The sequence below is a fragment of the Streptomyces sp. AB3(2024) genome, assembly GCF_041862025.1.
Classification (GTDB): domain Bacteria; phylum Actinomycetota; class Actinomycetes; order Streptomycetales; family Streptomycetaceae; genus Streptomyces.
The window spans coordinates 1-19,858 of sequence record NZ_JBGWAB010000137.1; the positions used below are offsets into that span (position 1 = coordinate 1).

The following is a 19,858-nucleotide window of genomic DNA, read 5'->3' on the forward strand; positions in this document are numbered from 1 at the left end:
GACTAGCTCGAACGGCAGGTACCGCGTCAACTCACCCAGATGGCCCGGCGCGAAGACACCCCCAGCGACAGTGAGGGAACGGGAAACAGTGACAGACTGACAGCGCAACGGGACCTCGTGTTCAGGGATGTCTTGGCGGACTTCCCCGATCTACAAGAGGTCCCGTTGCGCTGTCTCACGACACGCCGCACCCCAAACCGCGCGCCCCGCCACCACACCGCTTGACTACGCGGCATTGCATCGCGAAGCGACGCGACCGAAGGGAGCGCCCTCGACTGGCCGGCCCGGCACGGAAGGACAGTGGACTGGCGGGACGCCCCCAGCCCTCCCCCGATCCCGACCCGGGGAGCACCGCCCACCCCCGGCCCCGACCGGCACCAGCCCCTACACCGCCGACTCCGGCGCGATGCGGCTGCGGACCGCCGACTGGACGTCCTCTTCCTCCGCCGGGTCCGCCGCGAGACGGCGCAGGCGGGGGGCGACGCGGGCATCGGCCGTCTCCGCGTGGCGGGCGGCCACCTCGCGGGTGGTCTCCTCGCAGTCCCAGAGGCACTCGACGGCGAAGCCGGCCGCGAAGGACGGGTCCGTGCTGGCCAGGGCGCGGGCGGCGCGCCCGCGCAGGTGGGAGGAGGCCGTCTCCCGGTAGACGTGCCGCAGCACCGGGGCCGCGCAGCCGATGGAGAGCCGGCCGGCGCCGTCGACGAGGGCGAACAGGCGGACGGTGTCGGGGCCCGAGCCCCGGACGGTGGAGCGCAGGGCTCCGAGGACGAGGCCGGCGTCGTCGGCTCCGCCGCGGGCGGCCAGGAGGGACGCGGCGGCCGCTCCCAGGGCGTCGGGACGGTGCACCCAGAGCCGGGCCCGGTCGAGGGCCGCGGGGCCGCACATGCGCTCGTAGGCGGCCACGGCGGGCTCGTCCCCGGCGGCTTCGATGAGGTCCAGGACGGCCGGGTTCTCCGGTTCGGCGAGGACCAGGTGGTGCAGGGCGGTCGCGCGGGCGGCCTCGCCGTCGGCTCCGGCGGCGGCCGCGAGGATGGCGGGGCGGTCCTCGGGCGCCGCCACGGCGGCGAGGCAGCGCGCGGCCGGCACGTGCAACGGGGTACCGCGGCGCAGGCCGTCGGCGGCCCAGTCGAAGACGGCCTGCACGCCCCAGCCGGGGCGGGGTCCGCTCGGGGTCAGCTGGCGCTGCCAGCGGTCGAAGGAGCCCTGCTGGCGGGCGGCGCGCAGGCGCTCCCCGTACAGCGGGGACTCCTCCCACAGGCACCACGGGCGGGGCTCGTAGGCGTCGCGGACGGCGGCGGCGAGCCGGGCCTCGCCCTCGGGGGTGGAGGGGAACCGGGCGAGGACGGCGTCGGCGAGGGAGCGCAGCCCCTCGTCGTCGTCGCGCAGGGCCAGCTCGTCCAGGGCCCACGCCCAGTTGGCGCCGCAGGCGGCGTAGCGGCGCAGCAGCGCGATCGCGTCGTCGCGGCCGTACGAGGCCAGGTGGCCGAGGACGGACAGGGCGAGGCCCGTGCGGTGGTCCTCTTCGTCGACGAGGTCGTCGGGGCTGAAGAGGTGGGCCTCGATCGTGCCGAGGGGGCCGTCGAGGTCCAGGTACAGGCGGGCGTAGTACAGGGAGCGGTTCTCGACCTGCCAGTCCTGGCGCGGGTCGCGGAGCACGCACTGGTCCAGGGCCGCGAGGGCTTCGGACCGGGGCGCCGCGAGCGCGTGCAGCGTGCCGTCGCCGCGGCCCCGCTGGAGGAGCCCGAGCAGGGTGCCGCTTGGCGCTATGACTGGTTCGAACATGGGAATGGCCTCAAATCAAGCTGGGGACGCAACCGGGAATCGGGATTCACAGGGCCGCGTAACAGCATGTGAGGACGTCCGCCGTCATGTTCCGCTCGATGTAGACCATTGCCTTCTCACTCTCGTCGGTGCTTCGCGACCCTGGCGGCCGGTGTGGCAGGGGTGGGTGTGGACACCCGTCGTGTCCAGCCCGCTCCTGCCCGTCCGTCATGTCCGCGAATCGAATCCGACGCCATGATGACCCAGGCGGTTTGTGTGCCGCGACCACATTTAAGGCCGCCGTGACCAAGCCGTGAGGTCTCGGCCCGGTCCTGGCCGGGCGCGGCCCGGGAAAAAACCGGATTACCGGGCTCCGAAGAGTTCCAGCAGGTCGGCCTTGGCGAACATGCGGGCGGTGTCCACCGCGGAGGGGGTTCCGGCGTTCGGGTCGGCGCCGCCGGCGAGGAGCGCGCGGATGACCGCCTCCTCGCCCTTGAAGACCGCTCCGGCGAGCGGGGTCTGGCCGCGGTCGTTGGCGCGGTCGGCCTCGGCGCCGCGGGCCAGCAGGACCGTGACGGCGTCGGCGTGGCCGTGGTAGGCGGCGAGCATCACGAGGGTGTCGCCGCGGTCGTTGGTGAGGTTCGCGGGGACGCCGGCGTCGAGGTAGGCGGTCAGCGTCTCCGTCTCGCCCTGGCGGGCGAGGTCGAAGATCTTGGTGGCCAGCTCGATGACGTCCGCGTCGGGAACGCCGGCCGCGTCGGCCGCCTGCGCCGCGCCGTCCGCGTGGTCCGCACTGGCCGCGTGGTCCGCGTTCTCGTCGGTCCTGCTCATCACTCGTGCCGCCTTTCACTCGCTACTCGTCGCTCGCCGCTTCGGCAAGAGTTTCCCCAGGCCGGGCGGGCCGTGGGGTGCACGGCACTGCGTCCGTACGGGTGAATCGTCAGGGTAGCGCCCGGTGAGGGACATGAGGGGCCCGGTCCGAGGCAAGGATGCCGGTCGGCGGCGGGCGCACACCCTGCGCGGCGGACGCGCCAGTCAGGGTGGGCCAGGCCGGTGAAAAAACTCAGGATTCACCCGTATGCACCTTTTGTCGCATTGATACTTTCTGTGAGCCTGGAAGAACTGATGGTGACCGTCCCCACCCACCAGGAGAACGTCTCATGGTCCTGTCCATCTCAGGTGTCGTCCTGCTCGGCATCATCTGCTTCCTCTTCTTCAAGAAGGACGGGATGAAGCTGACGCACGCCTTCGTCTGCGCGCTCTTCGGCTTCTTCCTCGCCGGCTCCGCCATCGCCCCCAGCATCACGGCGAGCACGGCGAGCCTCGCGAGCCTGCTCGGCGGGATCAAGCTCTAGACCGCCCCGACCCGCACCGTCCCCGCACCACCACAACTCCAGGAGACGACCGTGGCACGGCGCCCACTCCCCCGAATCCTCAGCAGCGGCACCGCGTCGCTCGCCCGGGGCCGCGACTTCGCTCGCACGGCCGCCGACAGCGCCACGGACGTCCTCCATCCGCTCCTCACCATCGGGCGCGGTCTGCGCATCCTGGCCGCAGCCGGGCGGCGGAAGTGGACCGCGACCCCCAAGGACAAGCGTGGTCCCGCGCTGTTCCTGGGAACCGCCTGCGTCCTCGTGGTCTCGCTCCTCCCCTACGGCCCCCTGGCCGCCCTGCTCTCCCTCATGGCGGCGGCGGCCTGGCAGGGACGCGACCGCACCCCGGTGAAGACCGGGCCCAGTGACGCCGAGACCGAACGGCTCGGATCCCTCTACGAGGCCCTCGTGCCGTACTTCTCCGTCCCCGAGGACCCGAGTCCGCTCTTCACCCACGGCGGCGACTGGGACGGGGCCTTCGGCGACTACGCCTTCGACGAGGCCGGCCGGGTCACCCGGCTCCGCATCCGCTACCCCGCCTACTTCCCCGACGGCGAGGCCGCCTCCCGGGCCCGGATCGAGGCGCTGCTGCACGCCAAGTCCGGCCGCGGGCGGGAGTACCGCTTCGACTGGGACGAGGAGGGCAACCAGCTCGATCTGCGCGTACTGGCCCCGCTGCCCACCGGGATTGCCGCCCAGCCCTTCGTGACCTCCCCGGGCGAGACCGTCCTCGGCTTCACCGACCCGGCGGGGGTCCGGCGCACCCTGCCCGTGGTCAAGGACGACGACCCCCGCGACGAGCCTCCCGTGGTCTGGCGCACCGGCCCCCGCTCCACCGAGCCGCACCTGCTGGCCGTCGGCCAGCCCGGCAGCGGCACCTCCACCCTGCTGCGCTCGATCGCCCTCCAGGCCCTGCGCCACGGCGGCGACGTCATGATCGTGGAGGGCGGCGGCAGCGGCGAGTACTCGTGCCTGTCCGGCCGCGCGGGCGTACGGGCCGTCGAGTGCGGGCCGAGCGGGGCGCTGGCCACCGTCGAGTGGGCCGCGCACGAGACCGAACGCCGCCTGATCGCCACCCACCGGGCCCACGAGGCGGGCCGCCCCGCCCCCGAGGACACCCGGCGCCCGCTGTGGATCCTGCTGGACCGGCCGAGCGTGCTCGGACACCTCGCGGCCGCCGAGGGCCACCCCGACCCCCTGGCGCAGCTCCAGGTTCCGCTGCGGCACGGGCGCGCCGCGCACATCACGGTGGTGGTGGCCGAACAGTTCGACCACCTGGAACTGCTGAACGACGCCGTCTGGCAGCACACCCGGGCCCGCGTGGTCCTCGGGCCCGCCTCCGTCCAGCAGATCACCGACGTCCTCGGGCTGCCCCCGCACACGACCCCGCCGGCGCAGACGCCGCCGGGCCGCGGGTACGCCCGTCTCGGTACGGGGCCGGTGCACCGGCTCCAGGTGCCCGCGACGCCGGACCCGTACGACGACGGCACGCACCCGGGCCACCGTCAGGCGGTCCTGGAGCTGCTCCCCGAGCGACAGGTGCCGGGTGCGGGCGGCGGGGAGGACCGCGTGACCCCGTCCAAGGCGCTCCGGCTCCAGCCCCCCGCGCAGGCGCCGGGTCCGTCGATCGACGCCTCGGAGATCCCGGAGGTGGCGGCGGAGGCCCCGTAGGCCCGCACCGCCCCCCGCCCTGCCCCCGGCCCGCTACGCGACGAACGTGCGCGGGGGCTCCGCGCCGCCGCCGCCCGCTCCGGTGCCGACCAGCCGGGCCGCCGCGGCGAGCCGGGCGGCGGCCTCCTCGGCCACCGGGCCGCCCACGGTGAACGGCAGCCGTACGTACCCCTCGAAGGCCCCGTCCACCCCGAACCGGGGGCCGGAGGGGACGCGGACCCCGACCCGCTCCCCCACCTCGGCCAGCCGGGAGCCGGACAGGCCGCCCGCACGGGCCCACAGGGTGAGCCCGCCGCGCGGTACCTCGAACTCCCACTCCGGCAGCTCCCGGCGGACCGCGGCGACGAGCGCGTCCCGGTTGTCCCGGGCCTGCTCCCGGCGGATCCCGACGGCCTCCTCCCAGCCGCCGGTCCGCATCAGCCAGTTCACGGCGAGCTGCTCCAGCACCGGCGTGCCGAGGTCGGCGTAGGCGCGCGCGGCGACGAGGCTGCGGATCACGTCCGGGGCGGCGCGGACCCAGCCGATCCGCATCCCGGCCCAGAAGGCCTTGCTGGCGGAGCCGACGGTGATCACGGTGGAGCCGGCGGGGTCGAAGGAGCAGACCGGACGCGGCATCTCCAGGTCCGGGTCCAGCCGTAGTTCCGCCATCGTCTCGTCGGCGATGAGCACGGTGCCGGCGGAGCGGGCGGCCTCGACCATGGCCCGGCGCTGGTCCTCGGAGGCCAGCGCGCCGGTGGGGTTGTGGAAGTCGGCGACGACGTAGGCCAGGCGCGGGGCGGCGTCGCGCAGCACCTGCCGCCAGACGTCCATGTCCCAGCCGCTCAGGCCGTCCGCCATGGCCACGGGGACCAGGCGCACCCCGGCGGCGCGCATGAGCTGGAGGATGTTGGCGTAGGAGGGGGATTCGACGGCGATCCGCTCGCCCCGGCCCGCGAAGAGGCTGCAGATGGCGTCGATGGCGCCCATCGCCCCGGTGGTGACCATGATCTGCTCGGGCATGGTCGGGATGCCGCGTTCGGTGTAGCGGTCGGCGAGCATCCGGCGCAGCGCGGGCAGTCCGGCCGGGTAGTCGCCGTGGGTGTGCGCGTAGGGCGGGAGTTCCTCCAGGGCGCCCTGGACGGCCTTGGTGAGCCAGGGTTCGGGGGCCGGGAGGGCCGCGCAGCCGAGGTCGATCATCGAGCCGAGGGATTCGGGCGGGAGCGGTTCCAGGCCCCGGGCGGGGAGCGGGTTGCCGGCCGGTACGGAGGTCCAGCTGCCGGCGCCCCGACGGGATTCCAGGAAACCCTCCCCGCGCAGGGCCTCGTAGGCGGCGGCGACGGTGGTCCGGCTGAGGGAGAGGGCGACGGCCAGTTCGCGCTCGGCGGGCAGCCGGGCGGCCACGGGGACGCGGCCTTCGAGGACGAGCAGCCGGATGCCGTCGGCCAGGGTGCGGTAGGCGGGTGACTTGCGGGCGCCGGGCGCGCCGGGGCGGTCCTGCTGCGAGGTGATGAGACGGGCGAGCTGTGCGGCACCGACCGCTGAGGTCCACTGAGCCATGGCGTCCGGTCCACCTTCATCGAATTGGCCTCGGCGGGCGGGGTCCGGGGCCGGTATTGGATTGGTTCCGCGGCCCCAGACTGTCATGGCGGGTTCCGTCCGGGCCAGAGGGGGTGGCGCGACCGGCTCCCCGGGGCAGGCCCGTTCACCCCGTGGCCACGCGTCCGATGCCGTCCCGGGGAGCACAGCGGGCATACTGCGCCCGTGACTCACGTACGCCTGCGCCATCCGTATCTGGACCACCCTGCTCCGATTCCCTTCGCCCATCGGGGCGGGGCGGCGGACGGGCTGGAGAACACCGCCGCCGCCTTCCGCCGGGCGGCCGCCGCCGGGTACCGGTACTTCGAGACCGATGTGCACGCGACGGCGGACGGCAAGCTCGTGGCCTTCCACGACGCGACCCTGGACCGGGTCACCGACGGGCAGGGCCGGATCCGCGAGCTGCCCTGGAGCCGGGTGCGCGAGGCGCGGGTCGCGGGGACCGAGCCGCTGCCGCTGTTCGAGGAACTGCTGGAGGAGTTCCCCGAGGCCCGCTGGAACGTCGACATCAAGGACGAGTCGGCCCTGCACCCGCTGGTGAACCTGATCGCTCGGGCCGGCGTCTGGGACCGGGTGTGCGTGGGGTCCTTCTCGGAGAGCCGCGTGGCCCGGGCGCAGAAGATCGCCGGTCCGCGGCTCGCGACCTCGTACGGGGTGCGCGGGGTGGTGGGGCTGCGGCTGCGCTCCTTCGCGATCCCGGCGGCCCTGCGCGTGGGTGCGGTGGCGGCGCAGGTGCCCGAGACGCAGGCGGGCATCCGGGTGGTCGACCGGCGCTTCGTACGCACGGCGCACGAACGGGGACTCCAGGTGCACGTCTGGACCGTGAACGAACCGGAACGCATGGAGTCTCTCCTGGACCTGGGTGTCGATGGCATCATGACCGACCGGATCGACATCTTGCGGACGGTGCTGGACCGGCGCGGGGCCTGGGCCTGACGAGCCCGCGGGCCGCCGCGCCCGGCGCGGCGGCCGACCCGTACGGGGACCAGCGAGGGGGCGCTCATGACCGAGCGGACGGAAACAGAAGCGGAATCCGGCGAGGACGACGGCAGAGCCGCCGCCGCACGCCGGCGCGAACAGCACGGCTGGTACTTCTACGACTTCGCCTGCTCGGTGTACTCGACGAGCGTGCTCACGGTGTTCCTCGGTCCGTACCTGACCGCCGTGGCCAAGGCCGCGGCGGACGCCGAGGGCTACGTCCACCCGCTGGGGATCCCGGTCCGGGCCGGCGCCTACTTCGCCTACGCCGTGTCGGCCTCGGTGATCGTGGCGGTACTGATCATGCCGCTGGTCGGGGCCGTGGCGGACCGGACGGGGCGCAAGAAGCCGCTGCTGGCGGCGGCCGCGTACACGGGGGCCACGGCGACGGCGGGGATGTTCTTCCTCGGCGGCGACCGCTACCTGCTGGGCGGGCTGCTGCTGGTCGTGGCGAACGCCTCGCTCTCGCTGTCGATGGTGCTCTACAACGCCTACCTGCCGCAGATCTCCACCCCGGACGAGCGGGACACCGTCTCCTCGCGCGGCTGGGCCTTCGGCTACACCTCGGGCGCGCTGGTGCTGGTGCTGAACCTGGTGCTGTTCCAGGGCCACGACTCCTTCGGGCTCTCCGAGGGCACGGCCGTCCGGATCTGCCTGGCGTCCGCGGGGCTGTGGTGGGGCGCCTTCACGGTGATCCCGCTGCGTCGGCTGCGGGACCGCACGGTGGTGCGGGAGGCGGGCGGAGATCCGGCGGTCAGCGGGTGGAAGCAGCTGGTGACGACCTTGAAGGACATGCGGCGCTATCCGCTGACGCTGTCCTTCCTGCTGGCGTACCTGATCTACAACGACGGCGTGCAGACCGTGATCTCCCAGGCGTCGGTGTACGGCTCGGAGGAGTTGGAGCTGGAGCAGTCCACGCTGATCGTGGCGGTGCTGCTGGTCCAGGTGCTGGCGGTGGCCGGCGCTCTGGCGATGGGCCGGCTGGCCGTCTCGTACGGGGCGAAGCGGACGATCCTCGGCTCGCTGGCCGCCTGGGCCCTCACGCTCGCGGCGGGATACTTCCTGCCGGCCCGGACGCCGGTGTGGTTCTTCGCCCTCGCCGCGATGATCGGGCTGGTGCTGGGCGGCAGCCAGGCGCTGTCGCGCTCGCTGTTCTCGCACCTGGTGCCGGCCGGCAAGGAGGCCGAGTACTTCTCCGCCTACGAGATGAGCGACCGCGGGCTGAGCTGGGTGGGACCCCTGGTCTTCGGCCTGACGTACCAGCTCACCGGCAGCTACCGGGATGCGATCATCTCGTTGGTGGTCTTCTTCGCACTGGGTTTCGTGCTGCTCGCGCGGGTGCCGGTGCGGCGCGCGGTGGAGGCGGCGGGGAATCCTGTTCCCCTGCGCGTCTGAGCGCGCTCCGGGGCCGGATCCGGCCCCGGAGGGTCCCGGACCCACGAACGAATTCCGAACGAATTTCGACGTTGAAGCAAAGGGCCGGTAGTGTACGCCTCTGCCCTGCCAGGCGGACCGTTACTGCGCACACGCAAAGCGTGGACGTTGGGTGACATCTGCTGCCAGATGTGACAAAACGGGCAGTGGTGGGTACAACAAGGGGCGGCACGACGGGCGACGCATGACCCGGAGCGGGAATCTATACCGCCGACCGGACGTTGACCGGATGACGACGACAGCGACACCTGTCCTGTGGGCGACAAGCCCGGGAGGCACGATTCATGAGTGAGCGAGCTCTCCGCGGTACGCGGCTCGTGGTTACCAGCTACGAGACGGACCGCGGCATCGATCTGGCCCCGCGCCAGGCGGTGGAGTACGCATGCCAGAACGGACATCGATTTGAGATGCCGTTCTCGGTTGAGGCAGAAATTCCGCCGGAGTGGGAGTGCAAGGCGTGCGGCGCCATGGCACTCCTGGTGGACGGGGACGGGCCCGAAGAGAAGAAGGGCAAGCCTGCGCGAACGCACTGGGACATGCTCATGGAGCGACGCACCCGCGAGGAGCTGGAGGAAGTGCTGGCCGAAAGGCTGGCGGTCCTGCGTTCCGGCGCCATGAACATTGCCGTGCATCCGCGGGACAGCCGCAAGTCCGCCTAGCCGGGGACTGGAACACGCGATAAGCCGAGGGGCCCCGCCACACCCGGGGCGGGGCCCCTCGGCTTATCGCGTGTTCTCGGTCACTCCCTCACGGGGTGAGCGGCGGGCGCCGGTCGGTGTCCGGGCCGCCCGGGGGCCGGTCCTCTCGGATGACCTCGCCCTGGACGACCTTGCCGTCGGGGTAGTGGATCCGGGCCTGCGTGAAGGCGTCGCCGAAGCCGCCGGGGGCGGCCGCGGTCATCCTGCGCTCCAGGCTGCGCCCGGCCCTGCGGGCCACGAAGGTGCGTACGGGCGGCAGCAGCAGGAGCAGGCCGGCCACGTCGGAGAGCAGGCCGGGCACGATCAGGAGCAGTCCAGCCAGCATCATCAGGCCGTTGCCCGAGCCCTTGGGCGTCTGCGGGGTCGGCACCTCGCCGGCCATCGCCTGCGCCTGGGCCTGCTGGAAGGTCTGGGTGAGGTTCTGGAAGGCCCGCCGCCCGGCACGCTTGATGACCACCACGCCGAGCACCAGCCCGCCCACGAGCAACGCGGCGACGGTCACCCCGCCGGCCGCTCCCGCGACCAGGCCGAGCAGCCAGATCTCCAGGATGAGCCAGGCGGCGACCGCCAGGGGAAGGAAGGTGCGGGCGGGTGAGCGCCGTCGAGGGGCCGTAGATGTGCCGGTCCTCAAAGAACCAGTGCCGGTCGTCATGCCTTCCAGTGTGCCCGGTCCGGGTTAAAAGCGGCCTCAGTCGGAGGTACCGGACATCCCCTAGGGGGCCCGCGGTGCCGACGGGCCGGTGCCCGGCGGTCAGACGGGGCGCTTGCCGGTGAGCCTGGCGGCGCGTTCCCGCAGGCCCCACTGGGTGACCCGCCACAGGGCCTCGACCACGATGTCCTTGCTCATCTTGCTGTCGCCGAGCTCGCGCTCCACGAAGGTGATGGGCACCTCCACCACGCGGAAGCCCTTGCGGACGGCCCGGCGGGCCAGGTCGACCTGGAAGCAGTACCCGGCCGAGGCCACCTCGTCCAGGCCCAGGCCCTCCAGGGTCTCGCGGCGGAAGGCGCGGTAGCCGCCGGTGACGTCGCGGATCGGGACGCCCAGCATCAGGCGGGAGTAGGTGGAGCCGCCCCGGGAGAGGAACTCGCGGCTCTTGGGCCAGTTCACGACCCGGCCGCCCGGCACCCAGCGGGAGCCGAGCACGAGGTCGGCACCGGTCAGGGCGGTGAGCAGACGGGGCAGTTCCTCGGGCCGGTGGGAGCCGTCGGCGTCCATCTCGACGAGGACCCCGTAGCCGTGCTCCAGGCCCCAGGCGAAGCCCGCGAGGTAGGCGGCGCCGAGGCCTTCCTTGCCCTTGCGGTGCATGACGTGCACGTGGTCGTCGGCGGAGGCCAGCTCGTCGGCGAGCTTGCCCGTGCCGTCGGGGCTGTTGTCGTCGGCGACGAGGACGTGCGCCTCGGGCACGGCGGCACGCACCCGGCCGACGATCAGGCCGATGTTCTCGGCCTCGTTGTACGTCGGAATGATCACCAGCGTGGTGCCGAGCGGTCCGTAGGTCCGCTGTCCGCCGTCGCTCACTGGGTCCCCTTGCGTGTTCCTCGACCGGCCGGCCTCGTCCGTCCCGTCACAGCAGGACGATTTTAGAACAGCGATCGGGGCCGGCGGTCCTTCGGGCCGGACCGGCTCCCGCTGGCTGCGGGCCGCCGTGACCGTTGTCTACTGGAGCGCCGGGCCCCGATCCGGGACCACCCTCTCCCGAGCTCCCTCGGAGTACGGGACCGCCGTCCGCCTCCCGTCCGGGGAAACCCTCCCTCGCCCCCGAGGCGCGGGTGCGGTGAGCCGGATCCGGCCGGCCCGGACGTCCTGTGGTGGACCCGGCCGAACCTATCCGGGTCCGGCCGCCCGTACCGAGCCGAGGCCGGGGGGATCACCCCTGTGGCCGTACGAATACCTCCCGGCCGCCGACCACCGTCGCCAGGCACACCGGGAGCTCACGGCCGGGGCTCAGGTCGGGCAGTCCGGGCGTGCCGGAGCGGGGGTCGGTGGACCAGCGGGCGACCCGGTCGTCGGGGGCCTGGACCACGAGTTCCCCGGTCTGCCAGACGGCGTAGTCGGCGGGGGCGCCGGGTACGAGGGTGCCCGCGTCGTCCCGGCCCAGGGCCCGCCAGCCGCCCCGGGTGTGGGCGGCGAAGGCCGCCCGTACGGAGATCCGGTGCCCGGGGGTGCGGTGGAAGGCGGCCGCGCGGACGGTGCCCCAGGGGTCGAGCGGGGTGACGGGCGCGTCGGAGCCGAAGGCCAGTGCGACCCCGGCCTTGAGCATGGCGGCGTACGGGTTGAGGGTGCGGGCGCGCTCGACGCCGAGGCGGTCCGCGTACATCCCCTCGTCCCCGCCCCAGGCGGCGTCGAAGGCGGGCTGCACGGAGGCGGTCAGGCCCAGCTCCGCGAAGGCGGCGATGGTGTCCGGGGTCATCATCTCGGCGTGCTCGACGCGGTGCCGGGCGGCCCGGACCCGTTCGAGGCCGACCTTCGCGGCGGCGGCCCGGACCCCTTCGACGACGGCGGAGACGGCCGCGTCCCCGATGGCGTGGAACCCGGCCTGGAGCCCCGCCCCGGTGCAGCCGGCCACGTGCTCGGCGACGGCCCGCGCGTCCAGGTACTCGGTCCCGGTGTGCGCCGCGTCGGCGTACGGGGCGTGCAGGCAGGCGGTGTGCGAGCCGAGCGCGCCGTCCACGAAGAGGTCGCCCGCGGCGCCGACCGCGCCGAGTTCCCGGGCGAGCCCGAGGTCCCGGTCGGCCCAGTAGCCGAAGACGCGCGGCCCGGGCCGCTGCCCGGCCAGGTCGAGCAGGGCGGTGAAGTCCTCGGCGGAGGAGATGTCCGGACCGCCGCACTCGTGCACCGAGCCGATGCCGAGGGAGGCGGCCCGGTCCAGTGCGGCCCGCTGGGCCTCGGCGCGCTGGGCGGGGGTGACGGCGTCGAAGGCGGCCCGCCGCACGGCGTGGTGGTCGTCCCGGGTGAGCGGCTCGTCGCCGCGCGCGCGGACTGCGGGGACGAGGTCCAGGAGGGCGGTGGTGACCACGGCGGAGTGGACGTCGACGCGGCTGAGGTAGAGGGGCCGCCCCCCGGCGGCCTCGTCCAGTTCGGCCCGGCGCGGGGCCCGCCGCTCGGGCCAGCGGGCCGCGTCCCAGCCGTGGCCCAGGAGCACTCGGTCGGCGGGACGGCGGGCGGCGTACGCACGGACCAGCCCCAGCGCCTCGGACAGGGAGCGGGCACCGGTCAGGTCCAGGCCGGTGAGGGCGAGGCCGGCGGAGGTGGTGTGGACGTGGGCGTCGGTGAAGGCCGGGGTGACGAGCGCCCCGTCGAGGTCGACGACCTCGTCCACGCCCCGCGCGAAGGCGTCGGCGGCCCCTTCGGAGCCGACCCAGGCGACGTGCCCGCGTTCGACGACCATCGCGGTGGCGAAGGGGTCGGCGGGGCTGTGCACCTCTCCCCCGCGCAGCAGGACGGTACGGGCGGGGGCGGCCTCGGGGGCTCCGGCGGCGTCGGCGGAGCGGGCGGTGCGGTCGGTCATGGGCCCTAGTCTCGCCCCTCCGCGGGGCGTGCCGGGACCGGGGGGTGGGTGGCGCGACCGTGGGCGGTCCCTCCCCGGCGCGTCCGGGATCAGACGCGCGGGGGGCGCGCCTCGTAGGGGGTGGAGAGGACCACGGTCGTGCGGGTCGAGACGTGGGCCAGGGCGCGCAGGCGGCCCAGCAGGTCCTCCAGTTCGAGGGGCGTGGCCACCCGTACCTTCAGGATGTAGTTCTCGTCTCCGGCGACGCTGTGGCAGGCCTCGATCTCGGGTACCCCGGCCAGCCGCTCGGCGATGTCGTCGGGGGCGCTGGGGTCGAACGGCTTGACCGAGATGAAGGCGGTCAGGGGCAGCCCGACGGCCTCGGGGTCGACCACGGCCGCGTAGCCGCGGATCACTCCGCGCTGCTCCAGCCGGCGTACCCGCTGGTGGACGGCCGATGTGGACAGTCCCGTGGCCTTGCCCAGGTCCGTGTAGCTCATCCGCCCGTCCCGCACCAGCAGATCCACGATCTGGCGGTCCAGCTCCTCCATTGCGCTCATAGCCGCTCAACCTATTGCCCAGAGCCGCTCCAGGCACAGCGGTGTCCACGCCGAAGTGCCCCCAGAACCGGCACCTGCACCGGGCATGTGACCAAAGCCACAGGGGTGGACGGGCGTACGGCGGGCCGTCGTGGTTACTCGTGCCGCGCGGCGGGAAGTGCTTGGTGTGGCCGTGGCCGAAGAACCTGCCCGCCCGGCCCACCCAAGGGGGAGTACATCCATGCTGAACACCAAGCGCGCCGGTCGCACCGAACCGGAGCCCCTGGAACTGATCGAGACCGCGTACGCGGACGACGAGGAGTACCTCGACGAAGCGGAGGGGTTCGAGATCCACCACGCGATCTGCCCCGACTGCGGGCAGTCGATCGCACTCGTCGCCGACGAGGAGCACCTGCCCCAGCACGCGCTGTGCCTGAGCCCGTGGAACCCGTTCGGGCTCACGGTGTGCGCGGGCACCGGCCGGCCGGTCGCGGACGCGCTGCCGACGGTGGGCGGGCTCCAGGCCGAGGGGCCGGAGCTCGAAGTGGTCCACTTCGACCTGCCGCAGGGTCTCGACTGGCGGACGCAGCCCTTCTCGCACGTCGGCGGTCCGGGCTCGCGTCCCGTCCGGGCGGTGGCGGCCCCGCTGCCGCAGATGCGCCAGCACGCGCAGGCCGCCTGAGACACCGGCTACCAGTAGGTGCCCTGCACCATGGCGGCGAGACTGCCGTGGTGCAGGATCAGGCCGTCCGGGTCGGCGGGGACCTCGACCTCCCCGAAGTGCGCCTGCCGGTAGGCGATGCGCAGCATGAGGATCCCGTGCCGCAGGGCGGCGTAGAGGGTGTGGAACTCCATGTCCCGCGGGGTGTGCCCGGTGAGTTCGGCGTACCGGCGCTCCAGATCGTCGCGGCGCAGGAAGTCCGGCAGTCCGCTCTGGCCGAAGCCGACGGTCAGGTCCTGGAAGAAGCGGTGCAGGTAGACGGTCCAGCCCAGGTCGACCTCGCGGGGTGCGTAGGCGGCCATTTCCCAGTCGAGGACCGCGACCGGCTCGAAGCCGTCGTAGACGACGTTGCCGATGCGGGCGTCGCCCCAGTTCAGGACGGGTTCGCCCTCGTCGGCCGGCCAGAGTTCCTCCAGCCGGTCGAAGGCGCGTTCCAGCAGGGGTGAGCGGGACAGGCCGGACACGACCCAGGTGTAGTAGGCGCGCTGGGCTTCGACGTGGCGGCGCAGCGGGCTGCCCGCGCCGGCCGGGAGCAGGAACTCCGCTTCCTTGGCGGGGAACTGGTCGTGGAGCCGGGCCAGCAGGGAGACGCTGGCGTCCTGGAGGGCGGCGCGTTCGGCGTCGGTGGCGGCGTACAGCCAGTTTCCCTCGTAGGTGTAGGGCATGACGTCGGGCGGTACGCGCCCCTCGGCGCGGGCCATGACGAAGAACGTCGCCCCGAGCGGGGCCGGGTCCTCCTCCAGCCACAGCACGCGCGGTACGGGCAGGTCGGTGTGCGCGGCGACCAGGCTCATCACGCGGTGCTGGCGCGGCATGTCGTAGGAGGGGAAGACGGTGTAGGCGGCCGGGTCCGCGGCCAGGCGCAGGGCGCAGCCGCGGACGGGCGCGTCCGGGTGTTCGATGTCGAAGAGCAGGGTCTCGCTGGACATGCCGTTGGAGGCGGGGACGGAGGCGCGGGTCACCTGCGCCCCGGGCAGGTGGCGGTCGAGCCAGGACGCGAGGCGGCGGCCGAGTTCCGCGGGTTCGCGGGTGGAGGTGCGCGGGCGTGGTGCCGTGGCCATGGGCGGGCTCCTTCAGTGCGGGGCGACGGAGGAGTGGTCGGTGAAGCCGCTGGGGTCGTGGCGGCCGAAGCTGCCGTGTTCGAAGATGCCGAATCCGGTGCGGCCCTCCAGGGTGAAGCGGGCCGCGTGGTCGGTGACCCCGAAGGCGGCCATGGGGTGGGCGGCGGGGTCGGTGAGGTCGTAGACGCGACGGTCGGTCCAGCCGCGGCCCTGCCAGCTGCCGTGCTGCCAGTCGGTGGCGGGCGGGTAGCCGGCGCCGACGGCGAGCGGGGAGGAGGCGAGGATCTCCACTCCGAGCTCCATGGGCTTGCCGGCGGGGTCGGTGAGGTGGACGACCGCGCTCTCGGGGTGGCGGGTGCCGGGCCGGTAGCGGATCTCCGTCCGGGGCCAGCCGAGCTGGACGTCGGGGCGGCCGCTGTCCTCGGGGAAGACCTGGACGGCCTCGTTCAGGGTGCGGTGGCCGTCGGCTTCCTCCTGGGCGATGACCATGAGGAAGCGGTCCTCGAACCGGACGGGGATCCAGAGCCAGTGGAAGCCCTCGGGGCGGTGTTCCTCGGCGGCCCGGCCGCCGTCCTCGCCGGGGAGGGGGCGCACGCCCCAGCTGCGGTCGCGCGTTCCGGTCCATGCGCCGGGGGTGAGGGTGAACTCCTCCCCCCTGGCGCGGAGGGTGCCGGTGACCTGGCCGGCCTGGACGAAGCGGCGGCCCTCCAGCATGAGGCGGTCGCCGCGGCGCTGGATGTGGTGGGGTTCCCAGACGGCGGGGAAGGCCGCGGTCCAGGCGATGTCGTACGAGAGCCCGTGCGGGTCGTCGGGGTCGGGGTCGCAGCGCAGGGTGAGCCGGCGGAGGGGGGCGTCGACGGTGATCGACAGCGGTCCGACGGAGAGGTTCATCCGGTCGTCGGTGAGGGCGTCGGAGGCGCGGACGGCGAGGAGTTCGCCGCCGAGGCGGAGGGTGGCGTAGGCGTCGATGACGCCGGTGTTGGGGTAGACGCCGAGGCCCAGGATGAGGACGGCGCGGCCGGTGTGGTCGAAGACGTGGAAGATGCAGCGGTCGTAGGCGTTGCGGTCGCCGGTGACCAGGTGCTTCATCGACAGGGGGGCCTGGTGGATGGGGTATTCGTCGAGGGGGACGGGGCGGTCCGCGGGCACGGCAAACCTCCTGGGCACAGGGGTGGGCGGCGGCTGAGCGGATATGACGGTACGTCAGAAAGCGGGTGCGCGACCAGGGTTGTGGCACATCCTGACAGTTCGGCACGCCGGGCCACGTCGCGGGCCCCGCCCCGGCGGGCTTCGCGTCCTGACAGCCGGTGCGGGCGGGGAGCGCGGTGGCGGCCGGGGCGACGGGTACGACGTGTCGCGTACGCATCAGGGCTCGCTCTCCGACACGCGCGGGATCCCGCGGGCCGTGGGAAGGGTCGAACGGATGGGCGCGGGCGGGAGAGGGTTACTCGTGCTCCCGGTCCCGCGTTGGCCGTGCATGACCACTGTGGAGACGCCCGCGTCGAGAGTGGGGCGCCGGCGGCGCCCCGTTCCCCCCGGCGCCGAAGAATCGGTTCAGCAGTTCGACCGGCCGGTCGGCCGGCCCTCCGAGCGGACGACGGAGCGGCAGCAGCCCCCGCGGCAGCGGCATCCCGACCCGCCGATCTACGGAGCCCTGCTCGCCCGCTGGGCCGCCGACGGCCGGACGCTGCCGGGGCGGCGCGATCCGGAGTGGTCCCGGGTCGCCTCCTTCCCCATCTGGCCGAACGGCCCCCTCTACGGCAGCCCCTGAGCGGGCTCAGAGCGCCAGCAGCCCCGCCGCGGTCGGGCGGAAGCCGCAGGCCGCGTAGAAGGGTTCGAGGTGCGGTTCGTGGTCGACGTGCAGCCACTGCGCACGCGCTCCCGCGCCGCGTCGGCGGCCGCCCGCACCAGGCGGACCCCGAGCCCGGACCGGCGCAGGTCCGGGTGCACCGTGGTGTCGAGGACGAAGGCGTGCACCCCTCCGTCCCAGGCGACGTTGACGTAGCCGACCAGGCGGCCGCCCTCAAGGGCGGCGACCCAGGCCAGGCTGCGTTCCAGCACCGGTGCGAAGGACGCGGTCCGGTGCCCGGGCCAGGCGGCGGCGAACAGGCCGTTCAGCTCGGCGTCGGTCAGGACCGGGCGGACGAGGACCTCCGCACCGGGGCCGTTCAACGGCTCTCGGGGCCGGCCAGGTGGCGGGCGATGACCATGCGCTGGATCTGGTTCGTGCCCTCCACGATCTGGAGCACCTTCGCCTCGCGCATGAGGCGCTCCACCGGGAAGTCCGCCGTGTAGCCGTAGCCGCCGAGCACCTGCACCGCGTCCGTGGTGACGGCCATGGCCGCGTCCGTGCAGAACAGCTTGGCCATCGCCGCCTGCCGGGAGAACGGCTTGCCCGCGTCCCGCAGCCGCGCCGCCGCGAGGTACAGCGCCCGGCCCGCCTCGATCTTGGTGGCCATGTCGGCCAGCATGAAGCGCAGGCCCTGGAAGTCGGCGATCGGGTGGCCGAACTGCTTGCGGCCGAGGGCGTAGGCGAGGGCCTCGTCGAGGGCCGCCTGGGCCACTCCCATCGCGCAGGCCGCGATCCCGAGCCGGCCGGCATCGAGGGCGGCGAGGGCGATGGTGAAGCCCTGGCCCTCCTCGCCGATGCGCCGGGTGTCGGGGACGCGCACGCCGTCGAAGTGCAGCTGGGCGGTGGGCGAGCCCTTCATGCCCATCTTCTTCTCGGGGACCGCGGCCGTCAGACCCGGGGCGTCGCCCGGGACGAGGAAGGCGGTGATCCCCTTGGCCCCGGGGGCCCCGGTGCGCGCGAGGACGGTGTAGAAGTCGGCGACCCCGCCGTGGGTGATCCAGGCCTTGGTGCCGGTGATCAGCCAGTCGTCGCCGTCACGGACCGCCTTGGTGGTCAGCGAGGCGGCGTCGGAGCCGGCCGCCGGCTCGGACAGGCAGTACGCGCCGAGCAGCCCGCCGCCGAGCATGTCGGGCAGGTGGGCGGCCTGCTGCTCCTTGGAGCCGTACGCGGCCAGGCCGTGGCAGGCCAGCGAGTGCACGCTGACGCCGAGCCCGACGGTCAGGCGGGCGGCCGCGAGCTCTTCCAAGACCTGGAGGTAGACCTCGTAGGGCTGGTCACCGCCGCCGGACTCACTCGCGTAGGGAAGTCCCAGCAGCCCGGACTCCGACAGCAGGGTGAAGACCTCGCGGGGGAACCGGCCGGTCTCCTCCTCGTCGGCGGCCCGGGGACGGATCTCGCGCTGGGCGATCTCGCGTACGAGCATGAGGAGGTCCCGGGACTCCTCGGTCGGCAGCTGACGGTCCACCGGCTGCGGGGCGCGGTCGGTCATGGCGGCGCTCTCCTCCCTCGTCGGGCACGGCGACGACGCGTGAGGTGTGGGACGCGCCGCCGGGTCTGGGTACTCGCAGCCGATGCTGCCCTCCCGGATCACGAAAGGGCCCGCTCAGAGGCTGCGGCGGGTTGAGTATGCCCGATCAGGCGCTTTCCGTCACCGGTACCCGATCGCGATGATCGTCCGGCGGGCTCGTGGGCCCGTCGGAGGCGGCCGGAGGCGCGGTGCACTCCGGGACGAACTCCTCGATCACCGTCAGTGTCGCGCGCAGCTGGCGCACCAGCAGCGCGGCGAGCGCCGGCCGCTCGGGCTGCCCGTCGGCGCCGACGGAGCCGATCCAGTCGAGGGTGGCGCCCTCCACCCCGGAGAGCCAGCCGACCAGGGCGAGGCGGGCCAGCGGCGGGACCGTGCGGCGCCCGTACGCGCCCTCGGCGATCGCGGCCACGAGCTCCTCGCGGACCCCGTCCCGGATGGCCAGCACCTCGGCGTCGGAACCGACCCCGCCGGTGACGATGGTCCGGTAGGCGGCGTGGTGGTGCTCGGCGAAGTGGAGGTAGCCGTCGATCGTGCGGCGGACCCGCTCGGCGCCCGGCAGGTCCGGCTCGCCGGTGGCGCGGGCGACGAGTTCGGCGACCGAGTCCTCGACGATCGCGAGGTAATAGCCGCGCTTGCTCTTGAAGTAGTAGTAGATGAGCCCCTTGGCGACGCCCGCCTGCTGGGCGATGTCGTCCACGGAGAGGGCGTCGTACGAGGTGTCGGCGAACAACTTCCGCCCGATTGCTATGAGTTCGGCCCTGCGGACCTGCGAACGGCCGGTCGCACCACGCTGTTGACTATTATTCAAATTCGGCCCTAGCCTCGAACTGCCACGGGATCCCCGCAGTATGGCAGAGCCCCCTGCGGGCCCGTGCGCACCTCTGCTCCGCAGATCCTGCGCACATCCCCCGCAACTCCCCCGCAGTTTCCGGCGCGGTTCCCCCGCGCACGGGACGACGTACGGGAGGCACACGCCATGGGCACGGACAAGGACACGTACAAGGGCGGGAGAGCGGCCGCCGAGGGCCGGGCGGACTGGGCGGGGCCGAATGCCGACGGAGGAGGCGGCGGCGGAAGAGGAGACGGGCGCTCCCGGTCCGGACGGACGCAGGTCCCGGGCGCCGGCCGCGGTCCTGCCGGTGGTGCTGCCGGCGGCGCCGGCCGCGGGCGCGCCAGCGG

18 protein-coding genes and 1 pseudogene are annotated in these 19,858 nt (G+C 73.7%); 7 read left to right on the plus strand and 12 right to left on the minus strand.

The features are described 5' to 3' along the window. Positions 1-384: 384 nt before the first annotated feature. Together ACEPPI_RS34135 and ACEPPI_RS34140 are read right to left on the minus strand one after the other, a co-directional pair. Positions 385-1,782, minus strand: a complete 1,398-nt coding sequence (locus ACEPPI_RS34135) for a HEAT repeat domain-containing protein (protein ID WP_373919139.1) — start codon at positions 1,780-1,782, stop codon at positions 385-387. Between the two features lie 342 nt (positions 1,783-2,124). Further along, positions 2,125-2,592 carry an ankyrin repeat domain-containing protein gene (locus ACEPPI_RS34140; protein ID WP_373919140.1) on the minus strand — a complete coding sequence of 156 codons (468 nt, stop codon included), beginning with the start codon at positions 2,590-2,592 and terminating at the stop codon, positions 2,125-2,127. A 329-nt stretch (positions 2,593-2,921) separates the two neighbouring features. On the opposite strand from ACEPPI_RS34140, the gene ACEPPI_RS34145 reads away from it, so the two are divergent. Both ACEPPI_RS34145 and ACEPPI_RS34150 read left to right on the plus strand, forming a co-directional pair. Beyond that, complete coding sequence (locus ACEPPI_RS34145) at positions 2,922-3,116, plus strand: hypothetical protein (RefSeq protein ID WP_007262923.1); 195 nt, start codon at positions 2,922-2,924, stop codon at positions 3,114-3,116. Positions 3,117-3,167: 51 nt separating this feature from the next. After that, positions 3,168-4,805: a hypothetical protein gene (locus tag ACEPPI_RS34150; protein ID WP_373919141.1), complete on the plus strand. Its 1,638-nt coding sequence runs from the start codon at positions 3,168-3,170 to the stop codon at positions 4,803-4,805. Positions 4,806-4,838: 33 nt separating this feature from the next. Here the strand turns inward: ACEPPI_RS34150 and ACEPPI_RS34155 are convergent, their stop codons facing one another. Continuing rightward, entirely contained in the window at positions 4,839-6,341 is a 1,503-nt protein-coding gene (locus ACEPPI_RS34155; protein WP_356217923.1) for a PLP-dependent aminotransferase family protein, read from the minus strand. Positions 6,342-6,545: 204 nt separating this feature from the next. On the opposite strand from ACEPPI_RS34155, the gene ACEPPI_RS34160 reads away from it, so the two are divergent. The 3 genes from ACEPPI_RS34160 to ACEPPI_RS34170 all read left to right on the plus strand — a co-directional run bounded on the left by ACEPPI_RS34160 (position 6,546) and on the right by ACEPPI_RS34170 (position 9,451). Continuing rightward, positions 6,546-7,316 carry a glycerophosphodiester phosphodiesterase family protein gene (locus ACEPPI_RS34160; RefSeq protein WP_373919142.1) on the plus strand — a complete coding sequence of 257 codons (771 nt, stop codon included), beginning with the start codon at positions 6,546-6,548 and terminating at the stop codon, positions 7,314-7,316. 66 nt (positions 7,317-7,382) lie between these two features. After that, entirely contained in the window at positions 7,383-8,753 is a 1,371-nt protein-coding gene (locus ACEPPI_RS34165) for an MFS transporter (protein WP_373919143.1), read from the plus strand. A 323-nt stretch (positions 8,754-9,076) separates the two neighbouring features. After that, positions 9,077-9,451, plus strand: a complete 375-nt coding sequence (locus ACEPPI_RS34170) for an RNA polymerase-binding protein RbpA (protein WP_007262928.1) — start codon at positions 9,077-9,079, stop codon at positions 9,449-9,451. 88 nt (positions 9,452-9,539) lie between these two features. Here the strand turns inward: ACEPPI_RS34170 and fxsA are convergent, their stop codons facing one another. The 4 genes from fxsA to ACEPPI_RS34190 all read right to left on the minus strand — a co-directional run bounded on the left by fxsA (position 9,540) and on the right by ACEPPI_RS34190 (position 13,529). Further along, positions 9,540-10,121, minus strand: coding sequence for an FxsA family membrane protein (gene fxsA / locus ACEPPI_RS34175; RefSeq protein ID WP_373919151.1), 582 nt, complete (start codon positions 10,119-10,121; stop codon positions 9,540-9,542). Positions 10,122-10,241: 120 nt separating this feature from the next. Next, positions 10,242-11,009 (minus strand): polyprenol monophosphomannose synthase, encoded by a 768-nt coding sequence (locus ACEPPI_RS34180; RefSeq protein ID WP_373919144.1) that lies wholly within the window; start codon positions 11,007-11,009, stop codon positions 10,242-10,244. Between the two features lie 349 nt (positions 11,010-11,358). Continuing rightward, positions 11,359-12,999 (minus strand): amidohydrolase, encoded by a 1,641-nt coding sequence (locus ACEPPI_RS34185; RefSeq protein ID WP_373919145.1) that lies wholly within the window; start codon positions 12,997-12,999, stop codon positions 11,359-11,361. Positions 13,000-13,088: 89 nt separating this feature from the next. After that, positions 13,089-13,529 (minus strand): Lrp/AsnC family transcriptional regulator, encoded by a 441-nt coding sequence (locus tag ACEPPI_RS34190; RefSeq protein WP_030240692.1) that lies wholly within the window; start codon positions 13,527-13,529, stop codon positions 13,089-13,091. Between the two features lie 229 nt (positions 13,530-13,758). Between ACEPPI_RS34190 and ACEPPI_RS34195 the strand changes: the two genes are divergently transcribed. Continuing rightward, a complete protein-coding gene (locus ACEPPI_RS34195; RefSeq protein WP_373919146.1) occupies positions 13,759-14,199 on the plus strand; it encodes a hypothetical protein in 441 nt (146 codons plus the stop codon). Between the two features lie 8 nt (positions 14,200-14,207). Here the strand turns inward: ACEPPI_RS34195 and ACEPPI_RS34200 are convergent, their stop codons facing one another. Together ACEPPI_RS34200 and ACEPPI_RS34205 are read right to left on the minus strand one after the other, a co-directional pair. Continuing rightward, positions 14,208-15,299 (minus strand): phosphotransferase family protein, encoded by a 1,092-nt coding sequence (locus tag ACEPPI_RS34200; protein ID WP_373919147.1) that lies wholly within the window; start codon positions 15,297-15,299, stop codon positions 14,208-14,210. 12 nt (positions 15,300-15,311) lie between these two features. After that, a complete protein-coding gene (locus ACEPPI_RS34205; RefSeq protein WP_373919152.1) occupies positions 15,312-16,388 on the minus strand; it encodes a hypothetical protein in 1,077 nt (358 codons plus the stop codon). A gap of 388 nt (positions 16,389-16,776) precedes the next feature. Here ACEPPI_RS34205 and ACEPPI_RS34210 point away from each other — a divergent pair, with 388 nt between their 5' ends. Continuing rightward, positions 16,777-17,070, plus strand: coding sequence for a hypothetical protein (locus tag ACEPPI_RS34210; protein WP_373919148.1), 294 nt, complete (start codon positions 16,777-16,779; stop codon positions 17,068-17,070). A gap of 6 nt (positions 17,071-17,076) precedes the next feature. Here ACEPPI_RS34210 and ACEPPI_RS34215 read toward each other — a convergent pair. From ACEPPI_RS34215 to ACEPPI_RS34225, 3 genes and pseudogenes are all read right to left on the minus strand, one after another. Beyond that, a pseudogene (locus ACEPPI_RS34215) lies at positions 17,077-17,408 on the minus strand (GNAT family N-acetyltransferase). Between the two features lie 59 nt (positions 17,409-17,467). Next, positions 17,468-18,640 carry an acyl-CoA dehydrogenase family protein gene (locus ACEPPI_RS34220; RefSeq protein ID WP_373919149.1) on the minus strand — a complete coding sequence of 391 codons (1,173 nt, stop codon included), beginning with the start codon at positions 18,638-18,640 and terminating at the stop codon, positions 17,468-17,470. A 145-nt stretch (positions 18,641-18,785) separates the two neighbouring features. Next, positions 18,786-19,487: a TetR/AcrR family transcriptional regulator gene (locus tag ACEPPI_RS34225; RefSeq protein WP_373919150.1), complete on the minus strand. Its 702-nt coding sequence runs from the start codon at positions 19,485-19,487 to the stop codon at positions 18,786-18,788. Between the last annotated feature and the right edge of the window lie 371 nt (positions 19,488-19,858).